Source organism: Sphingobium sp. L-44, assembly GCF_056859495.1.
On record NZ_JBSXOQ010000046.1, the window covers coordinates 72,727 to 84,867 of the forward strand.

Here is a 12,141-nt window from a genome sequence, read left to right on the forward strand (position 1 = left end):
GCCGGGGTGGGGTAAAACCCCGCTGGTGCGTCGGGGAGGCGCGGCGCCTTCTGCCGCTGTCCACGGGGGATGATCGTGACCGTTTCTTCTTCGCGCACTTTGCGCCGCTCTCTGGTGCTGGGCGCCGCTCTTGCCGCCTTCTGTGCGGTTCCGGCCCAGGCGCAGCCGCGCCAGGCGACCGTCCAGATCGCCGCGCAGCCGCTGGGGACCGCGCTGGAGGCGCTGGCCCGCCAGACCGGCACCGACATCTTGTTCGCGCCGCAACTGGTGGCGGGGATGAGCGGCCCGTCGCTGAGCGGCCGGATGGACGCGATGGCTGCGGTCGAGCGGCTGATCCAGGGCAAGCCGCTGGCGGTGCGGCGGCAGGGCAATGGCGCGCTGCTGATCGTGGCGGCGGCGGCTGAGCCGCAGGAGACGGTGGCCAGCAGCGGCGTCGAAGTCGCGCCCGACATCATCGTCACCGGCTATGCCGCCAGCCTGTCCGGCGCGCTGGCCGAAAAGCGCAAGGCGACCAATGTCGTCGACGTGGTGAAGGCCGAGGATATCGGCAAATTCCCCGCCCAGAACATCGCCGAAGCGCTGCAGCGCGTGCCGGGCGTGTCGATCGTGCGCGATCGCGGCGAAGGCGTGTTCGTCCGCATCCGCGGCCTGGGCGCCAATTTCCAGGTCGTTACGCTCAATGGCCGGTCAGCCGCGGTGAACGAGAATGTGCGCGACAGCGGCCAGAGCGGGCGCCAGTTCCGCTTCGACACGCTGCCGTCCGAACTCATGTCGGCGGTGGAAGTCATCAAGAGCCCGCGCGCGGACCTGGCCGAAGGCGGCATCGGCGGCATCGTCAACCTGCAGACCTTCCGCCCGATCGACCTCAAGAAGCCGGTGCTGGCTTTGTCCGCCACTGCCAGTTCGCCGCGCCTGGCCGACACGGTCGATCCCCGCCTGTCGGGCATGGCCAGTTGGGTCAATGAGGAGGGCACGTTCGGCGCGCTGATCGCGGCGGTCTATGACGAGCGCACCACGCGGCAGGACCGTGTCACCGGCGTCGGCTGGGCCGACGGGCGGATCGATGCGGATGGCGACGGCACGCTGGACAGCGACACCATATTGGTGCCGACCAGCACGCGCCCGACGCTGGAGCGCGAAAACCGCAACCGCATCGGCCTCAATGGCGCGATCCAGTGGAAGCCCGACGACCGGTTCGAGCTGAATGTCGATGGCCTGTGGAGCCGGCTCAACATCGATTATGACGAGCTGACCTATTCGACCGATTTTTCCGCGACCACGCCGGGCGCGATCGTGCCGGGCACGGCGGTGATCGAAAATGGCGTGCTGACCGCCGCGACCGTCAACACATCGACCCAGATCGGGCGCGAGACGTCGCAACTGGAATATGAGAATTGGCTGATCGGCGCGAACGCCAAATGGTCCGCCAATGGCTGGACGCTGGTCGCCGACGCGAGCCTGGGCCGGGCCTATTCCAATACGCCCACGCCCATCTATCGCACCCGCCTGCTCGGCAGTGTCGGCCAGGTCGCGTTCGATTATGGCAAGGTGGGCGAGCGCTTGCCGAACCTGGAGTTCCTGACCGCCGACCTGACGGAATCGACCACCTTGCCCGGCCGTCGGATCGAATATCGCGTCAATGACTCGCTTGATCGCCAGCGGGCCGCGACCTTCGACGTGACGCGCGAGCTGAGCGGCGTGGTGCAGGCGCTGCGCTTCGGCGCCAAATATGAAAAGCGCGACCGCACCTATAATCGCCGCGACATCAACTTCACCAGCGGCATTGCCGGCCAGCGCTTCGACGACAGCTATTTCGAGGCCTTTCCGGTCGATGATTTCCTGAGCGGCGTGGGCGGCAACCTGCCGACGAACTGGGTTATGCCCGATCCCGACCGTTTCTGGGACGCGGCGACCGGCAAGGAGGCACTGCTCGACGCGCCGCTGACCCGTGGCGACCGGCGCAACAGCTATGCCATCGATGAACGGATCATCGGCGGCTATGGCATGGCGGAGTTCAGCCTGCCGCTGGGCGGCATGACCATCCGCGGCGACGCAGGCCTGCGCTACGCCCATACCCGCCAGACATCGTCGGGCTATGCCGACAATGGCAGCGCGGCGCTGCCGGTCAGCTATGAGCGCAATTACGGGAATGTTCTTCCCTCGCTCAACCTGGTCGCGGAGTTCACGTCGAACCTGCAAATGCATCTGGCCGCGTCCAAGGTTATCACCCGGCCGTCGCTGGCCGACCTGGCGCCGCGCCTGACGATCAATTCCAACCCGACCGTGCTGACGGCGGTGGGCGGCAATCCCGAACTGCGGCCGTTCGAGGCGTGGCAATATGACGGCACGGTCGAATGGTATTTCGCGCCGGGCAGCGCGCTGATCGGGGGCGCCTTCTACAAGGACATCACGACCTTCGTCTTCCAGCAGACCCGCAATTTCGACCTGGATGGCCAGATCTATCGCCTGACCGCGCCGCAAAATGGCGGCAATGCCTATGTCGCGGGGATCGAGATCGCTTATCAGCAACTGTTCAAGATGCTGCCGGCGCCGTTCGATGGCCTGGGTTTCCAGGCCAATTACACCCATACCAAGAGCAAGGGCACCTATGCCCTGTCCGACGGCACTACCTTCCGCGATGACCTGACCGATGTGGCCGGCGACAGCTTCAACCTGACCGCCTTCTATGAAAAGGGGCCGGTCGGCGCGCGGGCCAGCTATAGCTGGCGCGGCAAGGTGCTGCGCGATGTCGGCGGCGCGGGGCTGGCCGCCAATAACGACGCGGCGTTCGGCAGCCTGGACTTCGACATTTCCTACAAGGTCACGCCCAATGTCACATTCGTGGTGCAGGGCATCAACGTGGCCGGCGGCGTCCAGTGGCAATATGTCCGGGACGATCGCTTCGCGGGCTACACCGATTATGGCACCACGCTGATGGCCGGCGTGCGGGCCCGTTTCTGAACGGAAGGACGGCAATGACGATGCGATCGATCGGGATCATGCTGGCGGCGGGGGCAATGCTCGCCGCTGCTCCGGCACAGGCTCAGGAAACGGCCGGCGCCACGCCACAGCGGGCGCGCAACATCATCCTGTTCCTGGGCGATGCCGGCGGCGTGCCGACGCTGAACGCTGCGGGCATCATGGCGCATGACCGGCCGCAGTCGCTGTTCATCCAGTCGATGCCGCATGTCGGCCTGTCCGATACGTCGGCGCTCGACAATTGGGTGACGGATTCGGCGGCGGGCATGAGCGCGATCATGACCGGGCACAAGACCAACAGCGGCATGATCTCCGCGCTGCCGGCGGCCGGTGGCGCGATCACCCCGGTCAAGAGCTTCCTGGAATATGCCGAGCAGCGCGGCCTTTCCACCGGGGTCGTCACCAACATGCCGATCTGGGACGCGACCCCGGCCGCCTGCTTCGCCCATGTCGCCACGCGCAAGGACAAGGACCAGATCTTCCGCCAGATGCTCACGCCCCGCTTCGGCAATGGCGCCGACATATTGATCGGCAAGGGGCAGGCCGATGCGGTTGCATCCTTCGCCAAGGATGGCACCACGCCGCAGGCGGCCTTCGCCAGGGCGGGATATCGGTTCGGGGACGATCCGACACTGGTCGGGGGCAGCGGCCGGGCGGCGGTGCTGCGCGATGCCGACTATGCGCCGATCCCGGCGGTCGAGGCGACGATCGGCCAGCTTGCCCGCAATCCCAAGGGCTATTTCCTGATGGTCGAATGGGACATGCACACCGACAAGCCGGAAAATGGCCTGAAGCATGTGATCGAGATGGACGAGATGATCCGCCGGGTGAGCGCGATCGCGGGCAAGGATACGCTGATCCTGTTCACCGCCGACCATAGTTTCGGCCTGCGCATGACCAGCGGCAAGCGGAATGCGCCGATGGCCCAGCAATATGCGACCGCCGCCGCCAAGCCGGGGGCAACGGTCGCGAGCAATGCGATCATCGGCGTCGAGGACAGTCACACCGGCGAGGAAGTGATCGCCGCCGCCGCCGGGCCGGGCGCCGATCAGGTCCATGGCTTCTTCGCCAACACCCGCCTGTTCGACGTGATGCTGAAGGCGATGGGCTGGACGAAGGAGGATTGAAGGCCGCAGCGGCACCCGCCCCGATCCTGCGGATCAAGCTGCGGTGCCGCTGATATGTCGGGGATGACGGACTGGAGCGGGTAGCGGGGGTCTGTCGGGTGGTTCTGGAGGGCTGCGGTGAGCCAGCGTCCAGCATCATCATTTCCTCGTCATCGTCCCCAGCTTCGCCGTCGATATGTTCGATGATCCCGTCGACGCTTTCCTCCTGATCATGGGCAGCAGCATGTGCGGCCGACGCTGCCTTCGGCTTGTTCGAGCGTGATTTCATGATGCTGGTTTCCATGATGTGGATCGACGGTGGCCGCGAGCATGGGCGACTATAATCGGCGATGACGATGTGGACGGACGATGGCGGCCTGACGATCGGGCGCGATGCTGGCAATGACCGTCGATGTGAAGTGGGGGCCCGATTGGAAGCCTATTTGGTCAGGCAGCCAGTGCCCGATAGACGCTGGCGCGGCCGATCCCCATCTGCTTTGCGATCGCGGCGGCCCCCATGCCACCAGCCTTGAGTTCCTTGATCTTGGTCGGATCGATGCTGGCGGGGCGACCGCGATATTTTCCGGCTGCCTGCGCTTTCCGAACGCCTTCCATTTGGCGCTCATGCCGGATGTCCGCTTCGAAACTGGCCACTGCGGCGAGCATGGCGAGCATCAGGCGTCCGGTGCTGGTGTCGGTATCGACGCCGGGCTGGTTCAGACATTTGAAGCCCACGCCCTTCTGGGTGAGGGTTTCGATAATCCGGTGAAGGTCCCCGACGCTGCGGGCCAGACGATCGAGGCGGGTGACGATAAGGGTATCGCCTTCGCGCGCGAACGACATAGCCAGCGCCAGTTGCTCGCGATCGGTGGTCGATCGTCCCGACACCTTCTCTGCGAAGACCTTCTCCGCCCCGGCGTTGGCCAGCGCCTCATGCTGGATGTCGAGGCTCTGGGAGGTGGAACTCACGCGGGCATATCCGATGATCATGGGGCCTCCTGTCTCATTCGAATCTAGAGTTGGGGTCTGAGGACGTTCTCAAAAACCAAACCGGGTCTATTGATAGGGGGATCGTCGGGGGTTGAGATATCCCGAGTGATTTTACCCATGTGACGCAGATTCTCATGAAGCCGGATTGGACTCAACCACTTCATTTACTTCGATATTTTTTCGACCTGAGCTATGATCGAGCATCGCGATGGGAGAAGCAACGATGGACCTCTACGATCTGCGCGTCAGCGACTATGTGATCCGGGATAGTGATCTCGACGGTAGGTGGATCGGCGAGGTGATGCACATTCGGGCGCGGGTGCATTACCGCAATGCTGGCTTCCCGGCGCGCGACTGGATCGATATCGCGACTGCCACTCCTTATCCGCACTGCCTGTTGGATTGGCCCGGTCCCCCGGCGATCCATAAGGCGACCGAGGAGGAAATCGCGAGATATGGGCTGGCGGATCGCTCCCGGATTACCACACCTCGGCTTTTCGATGAGTGGTGATTGGGGCTCATGCCCTAGATGTCGACAAAGTTTGACGGATCGTCCCCGCCGAACGCTGCCTGCGATCAACGGTGGGCAGCCATAGTTACTTCATATCGTGGATCGGCATCGTCTATGGAAATCGATCTGGAAATATCGTCATTGCCGGATCGTCGGCCGAAGACATCGTCACGCAGAAGGTCATCGACGACCATCAAGGCTGAGATCGTCGATGACACCGGTTTAGGGGAACGTCATTCAGATGACTTCGGAGAACGGCGTTTCCGCTTTGGTTTCGGGGGCAATGCCGGTGCCGGTAGCGTAAATTTGGGGCATGGACCGAGCCCTCGGAGAAACGCAATGAGATCGTCGGTCGGCGTTCGAATGGGAGAGCGAGGCTGCTGAACCAAAGGGCCATTGTCGACAACGAGGCGGAGCGCGGGGCGCGCTGGTGGGGATGATGGATTCTGCATAATCCAACCGTAGGAAACCGGGCTTCCGAGAAGCCATATGTTTCGTCATAAATTGCGCATCGTCCCAGAACACATAGGTTTCAAGACTGTCCATCGTGGGAAGGCCGCATCGTTGAAGTGATCAGAGGCTGCGCTTCAGGAATATGACGGCGGGCGAAGGAGCCCCTTATAGATAGACTGCGATTGGCCATAGAAGCTTTACGCTTGTCGGCCGAACCCGCTTCCGCTCTAACCACCTGATGCAGAACCGATATGTTGGGGACATCGGCGATTTCGTCAAAATGGCGATCCTTCGCGCACTTTGTGGTAACAGGCACTTAGGCGTCGCATGATGGTTGTATCCGGATGAGGATCACAATGCCGACGGTCGGCACATAGACTATCTCCATCAGCCCGAACGCTGGCGCTCATACGATGCAGACCTCTTTGATCGCCTCCGCATGATAGTGGATGCTGGAGTTCGACGTGTTTCCGAACTTGAAGCCGCCGACCTGCTGCCCAACGCCATCTATTGGAATGCAGCGGTGCCGACCACTGGTCTGACCGTGGAACGCCGAATGTCCCGACAATCATGGTTCGAGGCGGGCCGAGCGATGCTTGCATCATGCGATGTCGTCTTCGCTGACCCGGACAATGGCCTCGAGACCAAGAATTTCGACCCCGGCGCGCGAAAGGCAGGAAAGAGTATCAGTATTGCCGAGCTTCAGGCGCTAAACGCCCCCGGTCGTGCGCTAATCGTCTACCATCATCAGACGCGAATGGCAGGCGGACATCATTTCGAACTTAAACACTGGGGTGGCCGCTTGCGCGAGGCAGGCTTCAACCGGGTCGACGCCTTACGAGCCTCTCCATTCTCCGCGCGCGCCTTTTTCCTGTTGAATGCCGATGACGAGATGCGGGATCGGGCAATGCAACTTTCGACGAGATGGGGCGATCGCTTGACGTGGCATCCCACCCTTGGAGCTTAAAGGCATGGAAACGGACCGCATTAGTTTTTCGGAAGTCATCACCGAAGCAAGTAGGTTCCACAACGATCTGGCCATTGCGATACAGAATATAGCGGCCGAAGCTACCAACCATTGGTGCGCGCCGATTCAGGATGCGTTGGCACTCGGCAAGATCGAACTGGAGCGCAGTCTTCAGTCTCGCTTCCCGTCTGAGAAGCGGCCTGCGGTCTACAAAATCGCTATCCGAGGCGAGGAACCGCACCGGACATACAAGGCGTTTGAGAAAGGGCGGGAAACACCTCGGATTCGAGCGTTTGCACGTTTCCCAGCCTCGTTCGTCCCGTCGGAAACACTTTACGTCGGAAGCAGTCGTTCGCTGGTAAAACGTTTACTGGAGCATATGGGACACGGCGCTGAAAAGACCTATGCGCTCCATATGCGGCATTGGGCTACCGACATTGATGGGGAATTGTCGATATCGGCGACCTTTCTGCCATATGAAATCTCGAAGGACGTGCTTTGCGCTGTCGAGGATGCGCTGGCGCGGAATGCGAGGCCGATGTTTGGGCGTCGAGGATCGGTATAGGAAATACACCATGACTGCACCTGACGAGACCGGCACATCGCAGCCCGAATTCATGTTCCCTGAGGTCATGGAGGCAGTGTCGCGGACCATAGCCGCCAAGACTGAAGAGATTATCCGTGCAGCCGATGCCGGGGAGCCGCCGGTCATAGTGCTGATCCCCGAACTTGGCGATATGATCTCGGAAGGCTTCTATTGGCGCAGGGCCGATGCGGCGATCAAATCATTGCTCTCGGCCGAATTTGAGGTTGCCGGGAAGAAGCCCGTGGGGCTGGTAGGCCTCCCCAGAGGACGCTGCTATCGGCGCGTCAGCACCGGATAGGATCAGGGCGCGAAATGTGCGTGCCCGCTCTGCGCCAGCACGCCCGCTATAAGGACAACGTTTCCCCATCCCGCAATCGGCAGATCGCCGGAAAGCCCGCCAGATTTTCATCCCAGTTAAAGCTGTGGATCGGAACCAGCCTCTTCGGCGCAATCGCTTTTGCGAAGGCCAGCAGGTCCGCAGGCGATGCATGACCGCTGGTGTGGATGTGACAGCTTGCCGCACCACCAGCGGTCAGCCATTCCACCAAGGGCGCGCCGGAGCTTTCGAGATAGCCGCGCCACATCGACCAGCACCATGCATCGTCACCATCCGGCACGACGCCGCTCCTGTCATAATCTGCAATCAGCGATCCGCGCAGCATGACGACCCAACGTGCCGCATTCCTTGCCAATGCCCTCCCTGAAATGGCGTGGCCAGATTGCGCGATACGATCGACAAAGGCTTCCATGCCCTTTCGCTTATACATCCGGGACATAGTGGATGTGATGACGACCTTGAGTTGATCGAAGCCGGGCTGCGGCAGTCTTCCATGCTCTGCCAGCATTTCCAGAACCTCAGCGGTATAGAGGTCCACGACCAGCGTTCTTCCGGCCTTCTTCGCGGCGCGATACAGGGTGACCGTGCGATCGACATTCTGAGCCGACCAAGCAACGAACACCCGTCCTTTCGTGCGCCCGAACAACCCTTCGAAGTCAGCTTCCAAGTCACTTTCATGGGCAGTAGGTTTCGTGCTGCCCAGATTGGTGCCTTCCATCAGCAACGCATCGACCGCTGCCGGAGGACTGGACATCATCCTGTCGACCAACGCTGATTTCCGGCCGTGTATCCGGAAGTCGCCAGAATAGAGGATGCGCTTCCCCGCTGCCTCGATCAGCAACATGTAGGCGTCAAAAGCCGAGTGATCGGTCAGATAAGGCGTCACGCGGAACCGACCGAGATCGAGAGGCTGGCCACTGCGCCACGGTAATATGTCGCGGTCTATCACCTTTCCGGTGATACCAGCGGTCAGTCGCATCAGCTTGGCGGACGCCTCTCCGCTATGGATCGTCCATGACGCAGGGAGTTCTTCCAGCAGCCCATAATGATCCAGATGGGGATGAGAGATGAGGACATGGGCGTGGCCAGCCCGGTCGAGCGAAGCAGGCAGCAAATCAGTGGCATCATTGGGCGCATCAAGAGGACGCCCGACATCAAGGATCAGGCGTTCCCCGGCACAGGCAATCTCGATGCAGTTTCCACCGATCTGCTCGCTGGACCGATGGATCGTCAGGTCCACCATCGAAACCATGTCGTCGCTCGATGTCGAACCCGTCATGCCGACACTGCCGCGCCGGGAGCGACGCCCGTTGCCAGACGCACGCTGGACGCCGAACCTCTGGCAATTAGGCGATCAGGACTAAGCGCAGTTGTCAGTTTCTCTTTATGTTTTGCCCAAACCGGCCCTATCCGCTGATCCTCGTCAAACACGGACACGATCAAGATCGGAGCCGTGTTGATTTTCAGTTTATCGATTTGTTGCAGGGCAGCATCGGCGATAGTTCGCCGCAAATCCGGAACACCACTGAGCGACAAGAGGTTTTTGCAGGAAAGCTCGAACCCCTCCCGTATATCCTTCGTATATTGCTTCAGAAGGCCTTCATATGTCGCTATCTGCGACAGCACCTTGGCATCGCCTTCGGCACGGATTTCCTTGTTCCCGAACAGCTTGGCCTCATAGAAATCGAGGACCGGCGCAGCATCTTCCCAGCGGAGTGCGACTATATCAATCCTCTTGGCGCTGGCCCCTTCGCCGGGGCTGGCATCGGTCGCTTCTTCTGCGTCCTTGGTGAGCGCCATCTCAACATCGACGACATTCCCATGAGCCTTGATCACCGCTCCGACGAATTTCTTCTCCTCGCCCGCATAGACCCGCGCCGCCGCCTTCAGATCAGCCACATCGTCCAGACCGCCGATGAAGAGCCCCTTGGCGCTATCCCAATGTTGCCCAATCTGAAATTGACCGCCGACAGCGCGAACATAGGGACGTGCAGCAGATGGCTTTAGCAGATATTTATAATGGGTATCGGTGATGATCCCGGAGCCATCGAAGCTGACCTTCGCAAGGCTGCACCCTCGGTAGTAGATGTTGAGATAGTTGTTACGGATAGCGACGAACAGATCAGGGTCGGCCAGCATTTTTCGCCACCATGAGCCTTCCGGCGCTTCGTAGAGGCGGTTCAGCGCCTCAACAAAATCCGAAGACAGACCCTGCCGATATGCCATTCATTTTCTCCATCGCCATTCTCGACGGCATCTAGCGGGCAAATCATTGAAATTGTCTGGATGCCACCCCAAAAAGCTGATCCCACATCATGACTCTGACCGCAGATAGATACACGATCAGCCACATCTGAAAGCGATGGAGTTCCAATGCCGAACGAACAGCCGGTTTCGGCCGAATATAATCCAGACGGTCCCTGTGTCGGGATATTCTGGCGTGTTCAGACCTCCGCCGGGCCGAAGCTCGTCAGCCATGTCGTCAGCCTGACTGACGCAGACGAGTATGGTGATTTCCTCACCCACCCCACCGGCCATTATGAAATTTGGGAAGGCTGGCGGGAGGCCGGGGCAGCGGCCCTGAAGCGAACGGGACTGCCGATTGAGATCGCCTCATCGGAGTATGAAGAGCATCCGCGCGGTCGTGTCGTATTCGACCGCCGCGCGGAGAAGTTCATCATTTACGCGGATCGGCGGCTCCAGAAGGCTACGATTATTTCGGACATCGTGGAATTGTTTGCCATCGGCGGCCATTCCCACATTGTGCGATCCGATTCACATTATGTCGCTCAACCTACTCCCGATCGTTAAGACGCCATCAGCGCCGTAACCTTCTCAATCTGGGTGGCCTTCTTTGCCCTGTCGGGGTGGGGCAGGCCGATGGCTTTGACCTCATGGCCACTGGCCGTGGGATAGCTGTGCCAGTTCAAAGGTTCGACCAGCGGACGTGCCTTTTGACGTTCCAGCGTCGGCGGAAACTGATCCCAGCCCTTCTTCGTGAAGACAAACAGCTTGTCTGGCTGATGCTCGTGGAGGATGCGCTGCACGCGGACACGACCCGCGTCATTCTGTTCTTTTGTCCCGTTGTTGGCCCATTCAGACCGCGCGCCCACAAAGCTGGGCACGAAGTTGAAGAACAGGACCGAATTCCAGAACGCTGCGCGGTCGTCATATCCAAAATATCCGGGCACACGATTGAAAAACTGAATATCGGGATACTCTCCGGAAATCACCTTCTTGAGGCAATCCTCGGTCATTCCAGAATGATCCGGATCATCAGACGTATGGGAGTGTCCGGCGATAGCAATTCGTTGCCCCGAAATGCCGCCCTTGTATCCGGCAGGACACCATTCTTTATGCTCAACCATTACACCCCCAGTTATTCAGATGAACGCGTCATTTTGTGGCCCCTGCTGATCTGAAATGGAAGGTCATATTCAAAGAATTTATTTCAGATCGACGCTGGCAATATGTCCGGCTGACTTAGCCTGCTGGAGCAGCGCCCATGTTGCGCCGCCATTGCTATAAAATTCCAACACCACTGCTTGACGCAAATGCCCATTAACCCACCGTTGTAGAGGAGCGAACAGATGATCAGCCCACAAATCTTCGATCGTTGGAAAATGCGCTCGCTCTGCCTGCGAGCATAGCGCGCAGCACCATCCACAGGGTTCGTGAACGGGCACGAGATCATCGTCCCACAGCCTGTCATAAACCTCACCACTCCAAGAGGCGAGGACACTCATACCCGCAGCATGCGCATATCCATGAAGTGCTTCGCCGCCGACAAGAAAGTTGATCTCGACCGCATCGCGATGCTCGCAAGTCTCGAAGGCCATCATATCATGGATATCGACGGTGACGGCGAACCATCCGCTGAATGCATGGATGAAAGGACGATCTTGCCCGCAGACCATTAGAGCCTGTCTTGAATCTCATGCGTAACGAGCGATGCGCCTGATGAGGACGACGGCAGCAGCGGCGTATAGAAGTGCAGTTGCGGATTTGACGGTTCGCTCGAAGTCCTTTGCCAAGCGTCGATTTCGATTGAGCCATGCGAAGGTTCGTTCGACCACCCATCGTCTGGGATGGACGACGAACCCGGTCTGGTCGGCGAATTTCCGAACGATCTCTATCGTGATGGATGTCGCTTCCCGGACGCGATCGCTGTTGTAGGCGCTGTCGGCATAGGCATGCTCGACCAAGGGGTGC

At 60.3% G+C, this 12,141-nt stretch carries 13 protein-coding genes; 7 read left to right on the top strand and 6 right to left on the bottom strand.

Translation table 11 applies throughout. The features are described 5' to 3' along the window. The first annotated feature begins 69 nt into the window (after positions 1-69). Together AC13EK_RS03915 and AC13EK_RS03920 are read left to right on the top strand one after the other, a co-directional pair. Positions 70-2,961: a TonB-dependent receptor gene (locus tag AC13EK_RS03915; protein WP_069336702.1), complete on the top strand. Its 2,892-nt coding sequence runs from the start codon at positions 70-72 to the stop codon at positions 2,959-2,961. A gap of 14 nt (positions 2,962-2,975) precedes the next feature. Further along, positions 2,976-4,106 carry an alkaline phosphatase gene (locus tag AC13EK_RS03920; RefSeq protein ID WP_069336703.1) on the top strand — a complete coding sequence of 377 codons (1,131 nt, stop codon included), beginning with the start codon at positions 2,976-2,978 and terminating at the stop codon, positions 4,104-4,106. Positions 4,107-4,532: 426 nt separating this feature from the next. Here AC13EK_RS03920 and AC13EK_RS03925 read toward each other — a convergent pair whose 3' ends face one another. After that, entirely contained in the window at positions 4,533-5,075 is a 543-nt protein-coding gene (locus AC13EK_RS03925) for a recombinase family protein (RefSeq protein WP_483022045.1), read from the bottom strand. Positions 5,076-5,298: 223 nt separating this feature from the next. On the opposite strand from AC13EK_RS03925, the gene AC13EK_RS03930 reads away from it, so the two are divergent. The 4 genes from AC13EK_RS03930 (at position 5,299) to AC13EK_RS03945 (ending at position 7,890) form a co-directional block, all read left to right on the top strand. After that, positions 5,299-5,586, top strand: a complete 288-nt coding sequence (locus tag AC13EK_RS03930; RefSeq protein ID WP_169859998.1) for a hypothetical protein — start codon at positions 5,299-5,301, stop codon at positions 5,584-5,586. Positions 5,587-6,478: 892 nt separating this feature from the next. Further along, positions 6,479-7,006: a hypothetical protein gene (locus AC13EK_RS03935; protein ID WP_483022046.1), complete on the top strand. Its 528-nt coding sequence runs from the start codon at positions 6,479-6,481 to the stop codon at positions 7,004-7,006. A 4-nt stretch (positions 7,007-7,010) separates the two neighbouring features. Then, positions 7,011-7,571 (top strand): hypothetical protein, encoded by a 561-nt coding sequence (locus tag AC13EK_RS03940; protein WP_169860000.1) that lies wholly within the window; start codon positions 7,011-7,013, stop codon positions 7,569-7,571. Between the two features lie 10 nt (positions 7,572-7,581). After that, complete coding sequence (locus AC13EK_RS03945) at positions 7,582-7,890, top strand: hypothetical protein (RefSeq protein ID WP_169860001.1); 309 nt, start codon at positions 7,582-7,584, stop codon at positions 7,888-7,890. A gap of 46 nt (positions 7,891-7,936) precedes the next feature. Here the strand turns inward: AC13EK_RS03945 and AC13EK_RS03950 are convergent, their stop codons facing one another. After that, complete coding sequence (locus AC13EK_RS03950) at positions 7,937-9,208, bottom strand: MBL fold metallo-hydrolase (protein WP_423284375.1); 1,272 nt, start codon at positions 9,206-9,208, stop codon at positions 7,937-7,939. Next, positions 9,205-10,155: a hypothetical protein gene (locus AC13EK_RS03955; RefSeq protein ID WP_169860002.1), complete on the bottom strand. Its 951-nt coding sequence runs from the start codon at positions 10,153-10,155 to the stop codon at positions 9,205-9,207. The genes AC13EK_RS03950 and AC13EK_RS03955 overlap by 4 nt, the downstream gene beginning before the upstream one ends. A gap of 147 nt (positions 10,156-10,302) precedes the next feature. Here AC13EK_RS03955 and AC13EK_RS03960 point away from each other — a divergent pair, with 147 nt between their 5' ends. After that, complete coding sequence (locus AC13EK_RS03960; protein ID WP_169860003.1) at positions 10,303-10,740, top strand: hypothetical protein; 438 nt, start codon at positions 10,303-10,305, stop codon at positions 10,738-10,740. Here the strand turns inward: AC13EK_RS03960 and AC13EK_RS03965 are convergent. The 3 genes from AC13EK_RS03965 to AC13EK_RS03975 all read right to left on the bottom strand — a co-directional run. Beyond that, positions 10,737-11,297, bottom strand: a complete 561-nt coding sequence (locus AC13EK_RS03965; RefSeq protein ID WP_483022047.1) for a hypothetical protein — start codon at positions 11,295-11,297, stop codon at positions 10,737-10,739. The two genes, AC13EK_RS03960 and AC13EK_RS03965, sit on opposite strands and share 4 nt — an antisense overlap. A gap of 78 nt (positions 11,298-11,375) precedes the next feature. After that, positions 11,376-11,846 carry a hypothetical protein gene (locus AC13EK_RS03970; RefSeq protein WP_169860005.1) on the bottom strand — a complete coding sequence of 157 codons (471 nt, stop codon included), beginning with the start codon at positions 11,844-11,846 and terminating at the stop codon, positions 11,376-11,378. A gap of 18 nt (positions 11,847-11,864) precedes the next feature. Beyond that, the coding region (locus AC13EK_RS03975; protein WP_483022048.1) for a transposase at positions 11,865-12,141 on the bottom strand (277 nt) is incomplete at its 5' end.

Coding starts and splice junctions, on each gene's coding strand:
- AC13EK_RS03915 (WP_069336702.1), top strand. CDS start 70: ATGATCGTGACCGTTTCTTCTTCGCGCACTTTGCGCCGCTCTCTGGTG.
- AC13EK_RS03920 (WP_069336703.1), top strand. CDS start 2,976: ATGACGATGCGATCGATCGGGATCATGCTGGCGGCGGGGGCAATGCTC.
- AC13EK_RS03925 (WP_483022045.1), bottom strand. CDS start 5,075: ATGATCATCGGATATGCCCGCGTGAGTTCCACCTCCCAGAGCCTCGAC.
- AC13EK_RS03930 (WP_169859998.1), top strand. CDS start 5,299: ATGGACCTCTACGATCTGCGCGTCAGCGACTATGTGATCCGGGATAGT.
- AC13EK_RS03935 (WP_483022046.1), top strand. CDS start 6,479: ATGATAGTGGATGCTGGAGTTCGACGTGTTTCCGAACTTGAAGCCGCC.
- AC13EK_RS03940 (WP_169860000.1), top strand. CDS start 7,011: ATGGAAACGGACCGCATTAGTTTTTCGGAAGTCATCACCGAAGCAAGT.
- AC13EK_RS03945 (WP_169860001.1), top strand. CDS start 7,582: ATGACTGCACCTGACGAGACCGGCACATCGCAGCCCGAATTCATGTTC.
- AC13EK_RS03950 (WP_423284375.1), bottom strand. CDS start 9,208: ATGACGGGTTCGACATCGAGCGACGACATGGTTTCGATGGTGGACCTG.
- AC13EK_RS03955 (WP_169860002.1), bottom strand. CDS start 10,155: ATGGCATATCGGCAGGGTCTGTCTTCGGATTTTGTTGAGGCGCTGAAC.
- AC13EK_RS03960 (WP_169860003.1), top strand. CDS start 10,303: ATGCCGAACGAACAGCCGGTTTCGGCCGAATATAATCCAGACGGTCCC.
- AC13EK_RS03965 (WP_483022047.1), bottom strand. CDS start 11,297: ATGGTTGAGCATAAAGAATGGTGTCCTGCCGGATACAAGGGCGGCATT.
- AC13EK_RS03970 (WP_169860005.1), bottom strand. CDS start 11,846: ATGGTCTGCGGGCAAGATCGTCCTTTCATCCATGCATTCAGCGGATGG.